Origin of the sequence: Maridesulfovibrio salexigens DSM 2638 (assembly GCF_000023445.1) — a bacterium.
GTDB lineage: Bacteria > Desulfobacterota > Desulfovibrionia > Desulfovibrionales > Desulfovibrionaceae > Maridesulfovibrio > Maridesulfovibrio salexigens.
Genome location: NC_012881.1, coordinates 2,739,208 through 2,755,485, shown reverse-complemented (window position 1 = coordinate 2,755,485; position 16,278 = coordinate 2,739,208). Strand labels below are relative to the sequence as shown.

At 47.3% G+C, this 16,278-nt stretch carries 17 protein-coding genes; 9 read left to right on the top strand and 8 right to left on the bottom strand.

The window, feature by feature from the left end:
* Window positions 1-48 precede the first annotated feature (48 nt).
* The gene (locus tag DESAL_RS12665; RefSeq protein ID WP_015852390.1) at window positions 49-921 is read left to right on the top strand and encodes a transporter substrate-binding domain-containing protein; all 873 of its coding nucleotides are present in this window, start codon (window positions 49-51) and stop codon (window positions 919-921) included.
* 39 nt (window positions 922-960) lie between these two features.
* On the opposite strand, the gene DESAL_RS12660 is transcribed toward DESAL_RS12665, so the two are convergent.
* The 5 genes from DESAL_RS12660 to DESAL_RS12640 are packed head-to-tail and all read right to left on the bottom strand — an operon-like array spanning window position 961 to window position 3,601.
* Entirely contained in the window at window positions 961-1,206 is a 246-nt protein-coding gene (locus DESAL_RS12660) for an FmdB family zinc ribbon protein (RefSeq protein WP_015852389.1), read from the bottom strand.
* A 9-nt stretch (window positions 1,207-1,215) separates the two neighbouring features.
* Window positions 1,216-1,587, bottom strand: coding sequence for a CGGC domain-containing protein (locus DESAL_RS12655; RefSeq protein WP_015852388.1), 372 nt, complete (start codon window positions 1,585-1,587; stop codon window positions 1,216-1,218).
* A 12-nt stretch (window positions 1,588-1,599) separates the two neighbouring features.
* Window positions 1,600-2,457, bottom strand: a complete 858-nt coding sequence (locus DESAL_RS12650; protein ID WP_015852387.1) for an ATP-binding protein — start codon at window positions 2,455-2,457, stop codon at window positions 1,600-1,602.
* 1 nt (window position 2,458) lies between these two features.
* Window positions 2,459-3,319, bottom strand: a complete 861-nt coding sequence (locus DESAL_RS12645) for a P-loop NTPase (protein WP_015852386.1) — start codon at window positions 3,317-3,319, stop codon at window positions 2,459-2,461.
* A gap of 48 nt (window positions 3,320-3,367) precedes the next feature.
* Window positions 3,368-3,601: a hypothetical protein gene (locus DESAL_RS12640; protein ID WP_157046957.1), complete on the bottom strand. Its 234-nt coding sequence runs from the start codon at window positions 3,599-3,601 to the stop codon at window positions 3,368-3,370.
* Between the two features lie 270 nt (window positions 3,602-3,871).
* Here DESAL_RS12640 and DESAL_RS12635 point away from each other — a divergent pair, with 270 nt between their 5' ends.
* The 6 genes from DESAL_RS12635 (at window position 3,872) to DESAL_RS12610 (ending at window position 13,036) form a co-directional block, all read left to right on the top strand.
* A complete protein-coding gene (locus DESAL_RS12635; protein ID WP_015852384.1) occupies window positions 3,872-4,723 on the top strand; it encodes a damage-control phosphatase ARMT1 family protein in 852 nt (283 codons plus the stop codon).
* 93 nt (window positions 4,724-4,816) lie between these two features.
* Window positions 4,817-8,062, top strand: coding sequence for an AsmA family protein (locus DESAL_RS12630; protein WP_015852383.1), 3,246 nt, complete (start codon window positions 4,817-4,819; stop codon window positions 8,060-8,062).
* Between the two features lie 74 nt (window positions 8,063-8,136).
* Window positions 8,137-9,507 (top strand): YihY/virulence factor BrkB family protein, encoded by a 1,371-nt coding sequence (locus tag DESAL_RS12625; protein WP_015852382.1) that lies wholly within the window; start codon window positions 8,137-8,139, stop codon window positions 9,505-9,507.
* 2 nt (window positions 9,508-9,509) lie between these two features.
* Window positions 9,510-10,160 (top strand): Crp/Fnr family transcriptional regulator, encoded by a 651-nt coding sequence (locus tag DESAL_RS12620; RefSeq protein ID WP_015852381.1) that lies wholly within the window; start codon window positions 9,510-9,512, stop codon window positions 10,158-10,160.
* Window positions 10,161-10,358: 198 nt separating this feature from the next.
* Complete coding sequence (cooS, locus tag DESAL_RS12615) at window positions 10,359-12,236, top strand: anaerobic carbon-monoxide dehydrogenase catalytic subunit (protein ID WP_015852380.1); 1,878 nt, start codon at window positions 10,359-10,361, stop codon at window positions 12,234-12,236.
* 11 nt (window positions 12,237-12,247) lie between these two features.
* On the top strand, window positions 12,248-13,036 hold the full coding sequence (locus tag DESAL_RS12610; RefSeq protein WP_015852379.1) for an ATP-binding protein: 789 nt from the start codon (window positions 12,248-12,250) through the stop codon (window positions 13,034-13,036).
* A 43-nt stretch (window positions 13,037-13,079) separates the two neighbouring features.
* On the opposite strand, the gene DESAL_RS12605 is transcribed toward DESAL_RS12610, so the two are convergent.
* The 3 genes from DESAL_RS12605 to nth are packed head-to-tail and all read right to left on the bottom strand — an operon-like array spanning window position 13,080 to window position 15,522.
* On the bottom strand, window positions 13,080-13,724 hold the full coding sequence (locus tag DESAL_RS12605) for a YdcF family protein (RefSeq protein WP_015852378.1): 645 nt from the start codon (window positions 13,722-13,724) through the stop codon (window positions 13,080-13,082).
* Window positions 13,724-14,860 carry a tRNA guanosine(34) transglycosylase Tgt gene (tgt, locus tag DESAL_RS12600; protein WP_015852377.1) on the bottom strand — a complete coding sequence of 379 codons (1,137 nt, stop codon included), beginning with the start codon at window positions 14,858-14,860 and terminating at the stop codon, window positions 13,724-13,726. Before tgt ends, DESAL_RS12605 begins: the two co-directional genes overlap by 1 nt.
* Complete coding sequence (nth, locus tag DESAL_RS12595) at window positions 14,860-15,522, bottom strand: endonuclease III (RefSeq protein WP_015852376.1); 663 nt, start codon at window positions 15,520-15,522, stop codon at window positions 14,860-14,862. Before nth ends, tgt begins: the two co-directional genes overlap by 1 nt.
* A 133-nt stretch (window positions 15,523-15,655) precedes the next feature.
* Here nth and DESAL_RS12590 point away from each other — a divergent pair, with 133 nt between their 5' ends.
* Both DESAL_RS12590 and cutA read left to right on the top strand, forming a co-directional pair.
* Window positions 15,656-15,943, top strand: coding sequence for a cytochrome c (locus tag DESAL_RS12590; RefSeq protein WP_015852375.1), 288 nt, complete (start codon window positions 15,656-15,658; stop codon window positions 15,941-15,943).
* 9 nt (window positions 15,944-15,952) lie between these two features.
* Complete coding sequence (gene cutA, locus DESAL_RS12585) at window positions 15,953-16,267, top strand: divalent-cation tolerance protein CutA (RefSeq protein ID WP_015852374.1); 315 nt, start codon at window positions 15,953-15,955, stop codon at window positions 16,265-16,267.
* Window positions 16,268-16,278: the final 11 nt, after the last annotated feature.

Here is a 16,278-nt window from a genome sequence, read left to right as displayed (position 1 = left end):
TATTATTATCTGCATGGATAAGGTGGATTTTGGGAGGAGTTTTTGGTTATGTTGTCTGATAAGCGTTTATCAATCATTATTTCATTGTTTTTATATGTATTCGGACTTGCCGCAAAAGTTCAGGCTAAAAGTGATGTATACTGGCCTTACTTTAATATCCCTCCCCTTAGCATATCCCATGAAGACGGTCATTTTACAGGAATAGGTCCAGAGCTCGGTGTCTTGTTGCAATCGCAGATGCCTGACTATGGACACCAGACAATTGCCGCTTCACCACTTAAGATATTTCAGTCTGTCCGGGAAGGACGTAACTGGATTCTTAGCGGAGTTCTCAAAACTCCTTCACGCGAAGAAAATCTTTATTACACTAAGCTACCCTGCCGGATGACATGGACTATATTGGCTGTCATCCGAAAAGGAGACGGTAAATATCTAAATTCAAACGGTCAATTTAGAGCAAAAGCTGCATTAAGTGATTCCGGATACCGATTTGGCTACGTGAAAGGAATTGACTACGGCGATTTAGAATCTCTGGTTTTCGACCATATTCACAGCAAAGGTCGGGCTTTCTCTTCGAACGACTTTGACAAGTTGATGGAATTGCTGGCCTTAGAGAGAATTGATTTCTTTTTTGCCGGGCCGCTTATAGCCGATTTTATCTTGAGTGATTCCAATCTTGCAGAACAGATCGATATCGTTCCTTGTCTGGAAATACCGGTTAAACCTATTTATGGATACTATGCCGTCCCTAAGACAGAGTGGGGGCGTAAGGTCATAGCTGAAATAGATTCTGTTTTAGAGAGTGTTATCCGGTCCGGTGAGCACAGAAAAATATTGCAGCGATGGACTCCGAAGCAGTTCAACGCATTCTTTGAGCGGGATTACAAGGCCGGGTTTGAAGATGCCCTGACTAAAAATTAAAAAAAGCACCGTCTTATCGTAGACGGTGCTTTTTTATTATTAAGCTTTGCCGCAACAGGATCCGGGGACGCATCCTTTAGAGGATGGGTTGGCTCCGCAGCATCCGGTCCCCGCAGAATCAGGTATGTTCGGGGTATCCTTTCCCGTAAGGGATGATGTTGAAGACATAAGTTTCTCTCCGGCATCCTTACCACATGAAGGGCAGGGGGCTGGAGCACTTCCGGCACTGGCAATCTCTTCATAAACGGCACCGCATTCACGGCATTTGTATTCGTAAATAGGCATATTTTGAATTTATTCGGCGAAAATGTTTTCGGGAATGTAGGGATGTGTGCCTTCAATGACTTCACATCCGGCTTTAGCATTAATCTTTTTGAGCAGTATGTCCTTGTGGGGACAGTGCATGGTTATGCAAGGGGCAACAAAAACCTTGTTCGGAACCTCTCCCATAGGAGCGTTCCATAGTTTGATGTTAGCCATTCTTGTCACTATCCCAGACCCCGGACAACCGCCACAGCCGACAATTGCGGTAAGCTCGGCATCATCTGCGCAATTTGCAAATTCACCGTCACGACGGTTAAAGCCGACCATGCAGCGCGAGCAACCAGTGCAAACGTCATCCATTGCCTGACTGCATCCAAGAATGAGAATCTTTTCCTTACCCATGCTTACTCTCCTTTAAAGGTTTGCTTCCATTTTATTCCAGATGGCTTCTATCTTTTTCCCCATACCGTCCGGATCATATTCAACAGCAGATTGTCCGGCCAACTGCGCCTTTGAAAAAATGGTGTCGTAGGGCAGCTCGCCAGCCAGAAGAATTTCTTTTTCAGTACAGAACGATTTTATTTCGTTTTCCTGCTCGGCGTTGATTCCGCATTTATTGATGATGGCCATAGAGGGGATTTTGAAGTGCTCAGTCAGCTTGTGAACCCTTTTCAGATCATGCACTGCGGAAATGGTCGGTTCAGCCACAAATACAGCTAAATCTGCATTGGTCAGGGAAGCGATTACCGGACAGCCAACACCGGGAGAACCGTCAACCAGTACCAGCTCGGCGCCAAGCTCTTCCCCAACTTCTGCGGAAGCGTTGCGGACAGTGGTAACCAGCTTGCCGGAATTTTCCTCACCTATACCAAGTTCTGCGTGGACCATCTGTCCGAAGCGTGTTTCAGAGCGAAACCACTGGCCGCAGAGTCTGGGAGCAGTTGAAACCGCTTCAACCGGACACACATATGAACATACTCCACAGCCTTCGCATTTTTCAGGCATTACGGCGAAGTCTTTGGATATGGCGTCGAATTTACAATGTTCGGCACAAAGACCACATTGAGTACAGAGTTCGGGATTAATCTCCGGACGTTCTCCGCTGAAAAAGTCGTGTGTATCCCTGATTTCAGGGTGCAGGATCAAATGCAGGTCAGCTGCATCAACATCACAGTCGGCGAGGACTTTCTTGGGACCGAGTGAAGCAAGGCCGGATACTACGCTGGTTTTTCCGGTACCGCCTTTTCCGCTGATAACTACTAATTGTTTCATTCTATTGTGCTCCGCTCACGTGTTCTTGGATGGAAGACCAGATCCTTGCGAATTCATCTTTGAATCCGGGGATGTTTTCATAGAGCAAATCGCCCTTTGAATAACTGGAAGCGGCTTCACGGCTGTGCGGCAGGGAGCCGAGCAGGGGGACTTTTTTTTCTGCAAGATATTTTTCCACTCTGTCATCACCCATACCGGCACGGTTGATAACCACACCGCAAGGCATGTTCAGGGTCTGCATCAGTTGTACTGCCAAATTAAGGTCGTGCAGTCCAAAGGGGGTGGGTTCGGTTACAAGCACTACGAAATCTGTGTCATCAATGGATTCCACCACCGGACAGGATGTTCCGGGGGGACAATCCAGAATGTTTATTTCTGCCCGGGGGGAAATATTTTTAACTGCCTTGATCAGCGGAGGGGACATAGCTTCACCTATTCTCAGTAATCCCCGTGTAAAATCAATATTACCTGCTTTGCCTGTGGAAGTTGTTCCGATAAGGCGTTTGCCTTCGCTGATGGCATCGGCAGGGCAGGCCAGTTCGCAGAGCCCGCAACCGTGGCATAGTTCCGAAAAGCTGAGTACGGAATCGACCATCCAGATGAGTGATTTAAAACGGCAGAGTTCAATACATTTTCTGCACGATTCGCCGAGGCATTTTTCTTCATCAATAGCCGGAACAGGCAGGAATTCGTCTTTTTCTTCACTGAGATCAGGATTCAGAAAAAAGTGGGCATTGGGCTCTTCCACATCGCAGTCAGTAAAACTTACACTTTTGCCCAAGGAGTCAAGGTAGGCGGCGAAGTTAACGGCAACTGTGGTTTTTCCGGTACCGCCCTTGCCGCTGGCAATTGCTATCTTCATATCAGGTCCTTAAAAATGGTCCCGGGATCAAGTCCCGGAACCATTTAATTATTTATTCATTTCGGCTCTAAGTCTCTGGTTTTCAGATTCAAGGTCGGCAATGCGTCTTTCAAGATCGTTTGCGTACCGATCACTTCCGAAATCCTGATTCTGCATGCGCTGGCAGGAACCGTCCCGGCGTCTTAAGCCGAGCCCCTGTCCACGTCCGGCACCCATTCCACGCCCTATTCCGGGCCCCATGTTGTCGTTTTGCCTGAAGCCCGCGCCTCTTCCTCTGGACATTCCGGCTCCGCAAGGACCCTGTCCCCGACCAGCCCTTTGGGAGCTATTGTTATTTCTGTTGGTAAATGGCATTGTTTACTCCTCTGTTTTAGTTATTGTCACTTTTAGATAAGCAACAGCCGTGCCTTGGTAGTAAATGTCATAAATTCAGTGTTTTATTGCGCGGCGTAAATGTTTTCATGTTGATGTTTGGGCTAAAAATATGCCCTTTTTTCTCGCTTATGGAATCAAAATTAGCCCAGCTCTTTTTAGAGTGGGAAAGGTATAGTTATGAGAACTCATTTGGATTGCCTGCCATGTTTTTTGAAGATGGCTCTTGCTGGGATTAGGGAAACCTGTCCCGGTCAGGAAGATATTCATGAAAAAGTTGTAAAGCACTGGGCGGCCGGTTTTGCATCTGCTGATCTGAGTGAATCTCCTCCTTCCCTGGCCGGACGTCTTTTTAGAGAAGTCGCAGAGTATGTTGGCGAGATTGATATTTTTAAAACCCAGAAAGAAGAAGCCAACAAACGCGTGTTAGAGCTTTTGCCGGAAGTTAAGAACAAGGTACAGGCCAGTGATGAGCCGTTGCTGGCGGCTATGGGAGTTTCCATTATCGGCAACTATATGGATTGCGCAGTTATGGGCGAATATGACTGGGAAGCTGAACTTGAAAATCTTGAGCATGGTCTGGATCATGCTGCTTTCAGTAAATTTATCCATGAAGTGCGCGAGCATAAGTCTTTGCTGGTACTTGGTGATAATGCCGGGGAAATCGGACTGGATACAATCTTGACCGGACTATTGCGTGATGAGGGTATTGATGTAACCTATGCTGTGCGCGGTAAAAATATTCTCAATGATGCCACAGTGGTAGATGCAAAAGTTGTCGGCATGACTGATTTGTGTGAAGTTGTTACTTCCGGTGTTGATACACCCGGTACGGTGCTTAACCGTTGCAGTCCTGAATTTCTTGCTCGCCTTGATGAGTCCCCTGTAGTGCTCAGTAAAGGTCAGGGCAATTTTGAATCCCTTTGGGGTGTCAGACCGGATGTCTACTATGCTTTTAAAGTAAAGTGTCCGGTTGTGGCTGATGTGACCGGGCATCCCATGAAGACTTCATTGTTCTGTCAGGAAAAGTAATTTCAGTAGGGTTATCTGTTCCGTTGGAATTCCCTTACCTTTTCCCGGTTAATAAAGTAATAGTTTTGGGGCGGGGTAAATTTTTATATATGGGTGCTGGCAGTGCTTTTGCGGGTAAAAAAACTTTTTTGGATTCTGTTTATCCTTTTTGACCTCTGTATTTTGGCTGCGGTGGTTGGAGGTGTGTTTTATCTTGAGTCGGATGAACCACGCATTGCTTTGGAAAATATTCTCAGCGAAAAGCTCGAACGCGAAGTTCGTTTCGACGAAAATTTAGATCTGATATTTTATCCTTGGCTGGGGGTGGAGACCGGTCCCTTGACCGTTTCAGCTCCAGTAGATTCAGCCTATCCTCATCAACTTACCGTTCAAGGTATCGACTTCAAGGTTCGTTTAATTCCATTGCTCAGCGGGGATTTAGAAGTTGATACAATCATTGTGGATTCGCCTTCTCTTCATGTGGATCGCCTCAAAGACGGTTCTTTAAATCTTCCCCTTCTAGGATCTGATGACGGTGCGGAAAATGATGATGTCGGAATAAAATATTTCGATAGCATCAGCGTCCGGGGACTCAGCGTTTTGAATGCAACCTGCTCATATAGTGATAAGGGTAGCGGTAATTCATTTACGGTGTCCGGAGTTAATGTTCGTACCGGTCTGCTGCGTAAGGGAACCCCATTAGCATTTGATCTTAGCGCAATGCTTGATGCAGCCCTGTTCAATCTCAAAGCTCAGGCAAATCTTAAGGGACTGTTGGATTTTTCTGTGCAGGAGAAACAGGTGTCCCTTTCCGAGACTTCTCTATCAGTGAAGGTTGAAAGCGATGAGCTGCTTGGTAAAGGTGAGGTAGTGGAAGGTATAGCTTCGCTTGATTTCAATCTTGTTGAGGGAATGATTGATGTTAAGGGGCTGGTACTGCAAGGGGCAGGAGTACGTTTAAGCGGCTCGGCAAATTGTACTGATATTTATCATGCGCCTGATTTTAAAGGTTCTCTTAAGTCTACCCGTTTTGATCCCAAGAAAGTTTTTTCAAGATTTACGCCTATTCCCATCCCGGCTGAGTTTAAAGATATTTTAAATGTAGCTTCCTTTGAAATGGATTTCCATTCCACCTTGGAAAAGACCGAGCTTTCGCACATGGTTCTGGCGGTGGATAAGACAGTCATCAGAGGAGATTTCTCACTCAAGGATTACCGCAGCCCTTGGCTTGAGTTTGATGTGCATGCTGATTCCGTGATTTTTGATCCCTATGCGAAGCTTTTCGATTTAGAGAAAAAGATTAACGGTAACGGCACTGCTGGCAAAGCAAAACCTGAGTCGATGAAAAATCCGTTGCGCGATATGGTCATTGCCGATCTGGTGAAGAAGATTCCATGTAATGGTAAATTGCAGCTGGATCGTTTTGTTTATGACGGTATCAATCTGGAGAATGTGAAGCTTGCCGTCTCTCCGGGACCGAAGGTCGCCAGTTTAAGCATTGGCAAAGGGTCTTATTTAGATGGCGATTTCGGCCTGTCCGTTGATTTGGCCTTTGATAAGCGTCGTGAAAAGGATGTTCTTTACCTGAACGGCCAAGGCTCTGTCTCTCCGTTTTCTTTGGCGCGCATCCCGCTTAAGGTGGATAGTTTAAAATTCCATGCTGGCAGGGCTGCATTTAAGCTGAACTACCTGCGTTCCAATGGGCGCACTCCCGGTGAACTTGTCCGTAACCTCAAGCTGGATTCCAGTTTTGAGGGCAATGACGTTGTCGCTGATTTGGGCTTCAAGAACGTTCCTGATGAGTTGAAAAAGCTGCGGGTGAAACGAGCCGGATTATCGCTTAATTTTGAACCCTTGGCGGGGAAGACTCCTCAGGGATTAGTCGGCCGCAAGGTTGATTTGAAACTGTCCGGTTCTTTTCTGGAGCCGGAGGGCTCTTTTAAGGGCAGGTTCAACGGCGGGGTTTTGACCAGCAGATTTGATCCGGCAAATGTTGATATCAGGGATGGTAAGCTGGACTTTTCTATTGGCGGCAAAGGAGTTCCGTTTATCAAGAAAGATGTTTCGCTTGTTGTTTCCGGCAGCGGAGCAGTTAAGTCCGGTGATTTGAAGTTGGATAATTTTTCCTTGAAGAGTGGTAAAATTAATTTATCCGGCTCTGTGGATGCTCGCAGGCTTGGCAGCGAAACCGCCTCAGCAAATGGAGAGCTTAAGCTGCCTAAGGTAGCTTGTGCAGAATTTTTTGATCTCTTCGGAGTTGGAAAACCTGAAACTCAGGATCCCGATGCATTTGAGTCTGTTTCTCTGGATTCCTCTTTTCAGCTTAACGGTGAGAACCTAACCTTCAGGGTAAATAAGGCCAGCCTTGATGAAGCTGAGGCAGAGGCGACTTTTCAGGTCACTGATTTTAAAAAACCGTTTTTGAACTTTGTCATTAAAGGCGACAGGGTGGATGTAGACCGTTTTCTGCCGCCTGATGTTTTTGCCTCCAGTACTGAAGATAAAGGTAAAGAAAACGGGTTTAAGGAAGTCCAGAATTTTAAATTTTCGGAATGGCAGTTCCCCGATGCACTGCTTGGGGCTATTAATGCCAGCGGAAAGGTAGAGTGTAATTACTTTCGTATTTTTGATTTTGCGGGCAGCAGTCTCAGTGCGGACGTGGATATGAAAGATCAGGTTATCGGCATTAATAATATGCAGGGTAAGTTTCATGAAGGTAACCTGGCAGGAAAGCTCGACCTTGGTCTTAAAAACGGAACAGTTTCACTGGATACTGATATTGAAGTTCGCCAATTTGAGGCCGGGTTGTTTTTTGCTGATTACGTTGGTCGTGATTGCGTGAAGGGTAAGACTGATGCTTCCCTTAAGTTAAGCGGAAATTCTACCGCCAATATAGATTTCGTAAATACCATGACCGGAGGATTGGCCTTTAAAATTGTAGATGGTTCGTACCTTTTTGTTACTGCCGCTGAAAATGACACTAAAAAAGAGAAATCTCCCAGTCCGACCCGTTTTTCGGTCATGTCCGGTGTTGTTAACGGTAAGGATGGTCGATTCAAGGTTGGGAACTACCTTTTGAAAACAGACTACCTGACCGCAACAGCCAAGGGTGGATTCAGTTTTCCTGAGGATTCCATCAACGTGCAGGTCAATGCTGATATTATCAAGCTGCCAAACCTTTACCTGAAGCTGGTAAATGCTTTTCTTGATGCCATGACCGGGGTCAATGTCGCTGTAACAGGAAAGCTCAGCGATCCTAAAGTCGAGGTAAAGGGGCTTGAGCGTTGGAGCGATGTGCTTAATGATGTGCTCGGTCTTCCGGAGCAGTCTTTTATGTTTTTCAGGAAGCTTATATTCTGATATGGTTCAACAAAATTGATATTTGTATAGCAATGCTTTCAGTTACCTATTCATAATTCAGCAGGGGGCACGCGATGACCGGTGGAAAAGTTGGAAGACGGATTTCCGAGTTTTTCCTGAATGATATTTGGGATTGGAGCGCTTCCCATGTCAGCGGTCCCATAAAGATTCTGCATACCATGGCCCGTGTGGGCTATCTCGTCACAATAGGGTTTCTTAGAGATCAATGCATTATTCGTGCGTCCGCACTCACATTTACTACAATGCTTTCCATTGTTCCGTTTCTTGCGGTGGCCTTTTCTTTGATGAAGGGAATGGGCTTTCAGGATTCAAGTTATATCCAAGAGATGCTGCTTAAAGTTTCTGCCGGAAGGGAAGAAGTTGTCGGGAAGATTCTTGAGTATGTGGATAATACCAATGTTCAGACTCTCGGCTGGATAGGTGTTGCTACCTTGCTTTTTACTGTTCTTTCTACTGTGGGAACTGTTGAAAAAGCTTTCAACATAATTTGGAAAGTCAGCCACGGACGCACTTTCTGGCGTAAATTTACAGATTTTTTCTCGGTAATTTTCATTTGTCCGGTGGCGGTTATTGTAGCCACAAGTGTCAGCGTATCCATCAAGAAGCAGGCTGTTTTGCAACAGTTTGGAAGTATTTATGGAATTACGGAGCTGGAAAGTTTTTTGATCAGTCTGGCTCCCTTGGTTCTTATCTGGTTGTCTTTCACTTTTATATATGCCTTTATGCCTAATACTAAAGTACGGATTACCAGTGCTCTGGCTGGCGGGGTGGTGGCTGGGACTGTCTGGCAGATGGCACAGTGGGCCTACATCAACTGGCAGATTGGGGTTACCAAGTACAATGCAATTTACGGCAGTTTTGCTCAGTTGCCGCTTTTTTTGGTTTGGCTTTATGCCAGTTGGGTGATAGTCCTGCTCGGCTCGGAGATTAGTTACGCTGTCCAGAATGTGATGCTTTATCGGCAGCAGAAGTTTATGCCCGATGCCGGAGTGGAGGATATGCAGAAGTTTTCCTTGCTGGCACTGAGCCTTATGACTATGCGCTTTGAGAATTCTGAGCATCCTTATGATCTGGAAGAACTTGCAGGGGAGATAGGTGTTCCTGTGCGGTTTATCTCTCCGCTGCTGGATAGATTTGTGGAAAGCGGAATTCTGATCAAAGGGTCAGAAGAAGGGAATGAGTTATATTCTTTTGCCGTTTCCCCCCGGAATCTGACCATGTTACAGGTTATGGGAATTCTTTCCGGGTCAGGTAAGGGAGCCAGCACTGTGGTTGAAAATCCGGGAATGCTTTTTGTTGCCAAGATGTTCGATGATATTAAAATTGTAATCCGAGAAAGCGGATGTGATACGTCTTTGTCTGAATGTGCTGAAAATATGGACAAATTTTTGAAAAAACTCCCCGCTGCACCTGAGGACGGTTAAGCATGAAATTTTCCGGTATCAATCTTCTGGATGAGCTAGAACGTGCTGATTTTGAAGATATCCGTAATGTTTTCAGTGAACGCAAGTTTAAGAAAGGGGCGGTTATTTTTGCTCCCGATACTGAGGATGATCTCGTCTTTATTGTCGCAAAAGGCAGGGTGCGTATTTACCTTGCTTACGAATCCAAGGAATTTACTCTTGGGATACTTGGACCCGGAGATCTTTATTCCACCCATGCCGGATGTTTTGTTCAGGCTTATGAAGACGGCATGTTGCTGACCACCGATGTTCAGTCCGTTAAGCGCTGTATGGCCGATATTCCTATTTTTAACCGCACTATGGTCCGCGTTTTGGGTAAGATTCTTCAGAATTCTTTTTCCGTAATTGATGGATTGGTTTTCAAAGATATCAATTCACGTCTCTGCGCCTATCTGTACAAAGAAGCAGATCAATACGGGAAACCCGTTGATGGCGGAATAGAGATAAATCTCAACCTGACTACCGAGCAACTTTCTACTCTTCTGGGCGCTACCCGCCAAACTGTATCCACCCTGCTGAACAACCTTATACGCGAAGGAATTCTTGTTCGAATTGACCGTTCTGACTGGCTTGTTTCCGATCTTGAGCAACTGAAGTCCTTCGCTGAAAATTAACCTGTTTCTATATTAAAAAGTATGCGATTCTCAGGGGGATATACTGATTGCAGGCAGTGAAGTTTATCGAATATCAAAAATATACTTCTTTTGTCGGGTACCCGACAAACATATTGCGTCCGACTTGTTACGTTAGAGTAATAGGAATGAACCGGAAGTTATCTTTTATGATTTCGGAAAAACAGGGAGGATAGGTTAATGGCGAAAGACCCCCGTCCGGCTGAAGAACTGACAATTTGGGAAGATGCCCGTGCGATGATTAACAAAGCGCGTGCAGAGGGTATTGAAACAGTGCATGAGAGGCTGCAAAAGCAGACTCCGCATTGCAAATTTTGCGAACTTGGTACCAGTTGCCGTATCTGTACCATGGGGCCGTGTAAAATTACCCCCAAATCTCCGCGCGGTGTATGCGGCGCTGATGCGGATGTTGTGGTTGCAAGGAACTTCGGTCGTTTTGTGGCTGGCGGTGCAGCAGGCCATTCTGATCATGGACGCGATTTGATTGAGGTGCTTGAAGCGATTGTCGAGGGTGAAACCAAAGATTATAAAATTACTGACGAAGATAAACTGCGCCGTATTTCCGCTGAAGTAGGTATTGAAACTGAAGGGCGCGATATCAAGGACATTGCCCGCGATGCAATGGAATGTTTCTTTGGTGATTTCGGCAGTCGCAAAAAAGAAGTTTCTTTTCTTTCCCGCGTTCCCCAGAAGCGTAAGGACATCTGGACCAAGCTGGGTATGGTCCCGCGCGGTGTTGACCGTGAAATTGCCGAAATGATGCATCGTACCCATATGGGCTGTGATAATGACGCGCCTAACACCCTTCTCCATGCAGCCCGGACTTCACTTGCTGACGGCTGGGGCGGCTCCATGATCGGTACCGAGCTTTCAGATGTTATTTTCGGAACCCCGACCCCTTCCATGTCGCAGGCCAACCTTGGCGTTATCAAAGAAGACAAAGTTAATATTCTTGTACACGGACACAATCCCGTTGTTTCCGAGATGATTCTGGCCGCTTCCCGTGATCCTGAAATTGTTGCCGAAGCAAAGGCCGCCGGAGCAGCCGGAATCAACATCGCAGGTCTTTGTTGTACCGGTAACGAATTGCTCATGCGTAAAGGCATTCCCATGGCGGGGAACCACCTTATGACCGAGCTGGCAATCCTGACCGGAGCGGTTGAGGCTGTGGTAGTTGATTATCAGTGCATCATGCCCAGTCTTGTGCAGATTTCCAGCTGCTACCACACCAGATTTATCGACACCGCAGCTAAGGCCCGTTTTACCGGGGCCACTCATTTTGATATTCATCCGCATAATGCTTACGAGCAGGCGACTGAAATAGTGCGTCTGGCTGTTAAAGCATATTCTGAACGTGATGCTTCCCGTGTGGATATTCCTTGTGAGCCTGTGGAAATCATGACCGGATTTTCCAACGAGGCCGTTATCTCCGCACTGGGCGGTTCCCTTGATCCGCTGGTTCAGGCTATTGCTGCCGGGGATATTCGTGGTGCTGTTGGAATTGTCGGTTGTAACAACCCTAAGTTCCAGCAGGATTCCATGAATGTGGGGCTCGCCAAGGAATTGATCAAGAAAGATATTCTTGTTCTGGTTACCGGATGCGTAACTACCGCAGCAGGTAAAGCCGGACTGCTGGTTCCCGATGCCATTGAAATGGCCGGACCGGGAATCAAGAAGGTCTGCGGCGCTTTGGGAATTCCGCCTGTTCTGCATTACGGGTCCTGTGTGGATAATGCCCGCATCCTGCAACTTTGTGCAGCACTGGCTGATGCTTTGAATGTAGACATCAGTGACTTGCCGGTTGGAGCATCCTCTCCTGAGTGGTATTCGGAAAAAGCCGCAGCAATCGGCCTTTATGCCGTAGCCAGTGGGATTTACACCCACCTCGGACATCCGCCGAATATTCTTGGTTCCGAAACTGTGACCAACATAGCTGTTTCCGGACTTGAAGATCTGGTCGGTGCTTCATTTGTTATTGAACCTGATCCGGTTAAGGCTGCCGAACTCTTCGATGAAAGGATCAAGGCTAAACGTATAGGTCTTGGTCTAAGCGAGTAGGGGAGTTGAGTATGAAGCTGGCATTTGCAGGCAAGGGCGGTGTAGGCAAGACTTCCATCACCTCGTGGATGGCAGACTGGATGGCCCGAAGTGGACAGAACGTCTGGATGATCGATGCAGACACGGCCCTGTCGCTTGGGCAGTCTTCCGGCTTGGATGCCGGGGTACTTCCAGTTTCTGTGTCTTCAAGAACTGACCTGGTCAGAGATCGGATACATGAGGAAGGTTTTCTCAACCTAAACCCGGAAGTAGGTGATCTGCCGGAAGAGCTTGCGGTGGAACTTCCGCTTCATGAAGAGCCTTTCCCCGGTGTTGATCCGGGTAAGAAAAGGCTGCTGGTAATGGGCGGACTTTCCAACGCCGGGGGCGGTTGTGCCTGTGATGCTAATGCCCTGCTCAAAGCACTGCTGGCCCATATCGTGATGGACAGTGATGATTGCGTTCTGGTTGATCTTGAAGCCGGGGTAGAGCATCTCGGCAGGGGGACAGCCATGCACGTTGACGGATTAGTGGTTGTCAGTGAGCCTTCCATACGCAGTTTTCAGACAGCTTCAGAGGTGGGCCGTATGGCTTCGGAGTTGGGGCTGGATAATCAGGTGCTGGTTATCAATCGCTATTTGGGCGGAGAGCCTCCCAAGCTGGATCATCTGCCGCAGAATAGTTTCACCATGCCGCAACTGCCCGGTTTGGTGGAACGCCAGATGTCAGATGGTAACGTTCTCAATCTGCCGGAGTCTGTTGAGATTGATGCGATAATGGAAAAGATAGTCAGCACATTGCAGAAAATGACTAAAGCATAAAAAGAAAAAAGACCTTCCGGTATCCGGAAGGTCTTTTTTCTTTTTAATTGGTAGTTGATTCCGAGCTTCTGAAAGCTCCTCCAAATTCGTAATAGAGTGTTTTGGCTACTTCCAGAACAACAAATGGTGCAGCCCGGAAATTGGTCCACCACCTCTCTGGGGTGACTTCGTAGGGAGTGCCGACCACAATGATCTTTACGTTCGGTGGTAGAATCTCCCTGAAGATGATTCCGGCACGCCGAGTGTGCATGGGCGAGGTCACGAGTATTATAGATTTTATTTGCGGAGTGAGTTTGTCTCTCAGTTTTTCCGCTTCATCAAGGGTGCTGATGTTAGCTTTGCCGAAAAATTCAATTCTTTCTGCCGGCACATCTTTTTTCAGCAGCACATCCCTAAATACTTCCCATTGGTAGGGGAAATGTATGTCCAGATCGCGCACAGCTTCAATTTCCGGTGTAATTACCGGTTTGCTGGCTAAAATACGAGGTGCATAGCCTTTATTATAGAGATCAGCAGCGTAGAGCGGACGGTAGTAATGTCCTCCTAAAACTACGATGGCATCAGCTTTTTCAAGCTCATCCTCCTGTTGAAGCAGAACCGGGGCAAAGAAAAAAAGCACTGCCGCCGCCAGTATTCCGGCAACGGTCAGTGCTCCAATCAGCGTTAATAATGGTCTGATAATTTTCATTATTTAACTGGCGATTCGTAAACCGCTTCGTATTTTTTGCGCAGGTCAGCGAAAGTGCCTTTTTCAATGGCATCCCGTGCTTCTTCGGTCAGTTTGAGGAAGAAGCGCAGGTTATGGATCGAGTTCAGCTGGTAGGAAAGCAGTTCCTTGGCTGTGTACAGGTGGCGCAGGTAAGCCTTGCTGAATGTGCGGCAGGTGTAGCAGTCACAGTTCGGGTCCAGAGGGGAGTCATCTTCGCGATACTGCGCACGCTTGATGTTGACCTTGCCGAGGCTGGTGTACAGGGTTCCGTTCCGTGCGTTTCTTGTGGGCAGCACGCAGTCGAACATGTCCACGCCGTTGGCAATACCTTCAAGGATGTCCAGCGGAGTTCCCACGCCCATGAGGTAGCGGGGTTTTTCTTCAGGCAGTTTGGGGCCGATGTGCTGCAGGATGTCGTACATGTCCGGGATGGGTTCACCTACACTCAGGCCGCCGATGGCGAAACCTTCGAAGGGAATCTCGCGGAGCTGCTCAAGGGATACTTCACGCAGGTCTTTGTGGAAGCCGCCCTGAACAATACCGAACATGAGCTGATCGCCGGAACCTACGGGGTATGCATCACGGCAACGTTTGGCCCAGCGGGTGGTCATTTCAAGGGATTTTGCTGTGTAGTCGCGGTCATGTCCGTAACCTACACATTCATCCAGCACCATCATGATATCGGAGCCGATATTGTTCTGGATGGAAATGACTTTTTCCGGGGAAAAGAAATGTTTTGATCCGTCAAGATAGGAACGAAATTCTACACCCTGCTCGGTGATCTTACGGATGGACTCAAGGCTGAAGACCTGAAATCCTCCGCTATCGGTGAGGATGGGTTTATCCCAGTTGGCGAATTTGTGCAGACCGCCACGGCGGGCAACGAGCTCGTCACCGGGACGCAGGTAGAGGTGGTAGGTGTTTCCGAGGATGATCTGGGAGTTGATTTCTTTCAGATCACGTGGGGAAACACCCTTAACAGCACCCTGGGTGCCAACGGGCATGTAGACCGGGGTCTGGATTTCACCGTGTGCGGTGACAAGGGTTCCGCGGCGCGCGTGGCCGTCGGTTGCATGTACGGTAAAGGTACCGGGTTTCTTTTTCTCTTCGCTCATTATTTTTTCTCAATTCCGTTTTTCGGACAGATATCGTTAAGTTCGCAAATGTCGCATTTAGGGCTTCTGGCCGAGCATATTTCACGGCCATAAAGGACAAGAACATGGTTGGCGTCGCCCCAGTTCTCGCGCTTGAAAAGCGGCATCAGGTCTTTTTCAATTACATTTGGGTTGGTGCTTTCGGTTAAGCCCATCCTGAATGAAAGCCTTTTTACATGGGTATCAACTGCCACGCCTTCGTGAATATCCATGGCGTTGGACAGCACAATATTGGCGGTTTTGCGGGCTACTCCGGGAAGCTTGATCATATCTTTCATGGTCCGTGGCATTTCACCGCCGAACTCATTCATGACAACTTCCGCCGCACCTTTCAGATTTTTCGCCTTATTGCGGAAAAGTCCGGTGGAGCGGATTACTTCTTCGATGTCCGCGATATCCGCCTTGATCATTTCGGCGGGACCGGGCCAGCGTTTGAAAAGTTCCGGGGTAACCTTGTTGACCCTCACATCCGTACACTGTGCGGCAAGGGCCGTGGCAACCATCAGTTCCCATGCATTATTCCAATCTAATTCCGGCTCCGGGTTCGGATACCTTTTAATCAGACGGTCATAGATTATGGTTGCTCTTTGCAGAGTTTTTTTATCTGGGCTTTTCATTTTCATAATGTCTGCTGTGGGCTATCATTTCTTGGTCTAACTTACAATCATCGAATATATGTCCATGATGGTGATAAATGTTGCCGTTCATGTCAATTCATGTATCATCTAATACAAATCCAAAGTGGAGGAATTGAATATGAAATTAGCATTAAGTTTGATAGTTGCGGCTCTGTTTACCATCTCCGGTTTAGGACTTTCCACTTCCGGTGCTGCAGATGGTTCCAGCCTTGTTCTTACCAAGTGTACATCTTGTCATAGCTTGAAGCGCGTTTGTCGCGGCTTGGGTAAAAAAGATCTGGCTGCATGGGAAAAAACCAACCAGCGCATGGCTGATATGGGCATGACTATTACTGCCGATGAACTGGATGCAATCAGTAATTACCTTGCAAACGCCAAGCCCGGTGAGAGTCCTGTCTGTAAGTAGGAGGGCTTTATGTCCGTAATGATGGTTTATATAACCACTGGGGACGTTGAAGAGGCGCGTGAGATCGGTGGAGAGCTGGTCATGCGTCATCTGGCTGCATGTGTGAATATCTTTGAGAAGATGGAATCCATGTATTGGTGGGAGGGGAAGCTTGAGCATTCCGAGGAAACAGTCCTTCTCGCCAAGACAACACCTGAACTGGTTGAGAAATTGATCCAGACGGTAAAGAACCTCCATAGCTATGATTGTCCTGCAATTGTTGCTATGGAGGCAAAGCAGGGTAATGAAGAGTTCTTTGAATGGGTAAAAAGCCATACCGGCTAGCCTGTTTATTG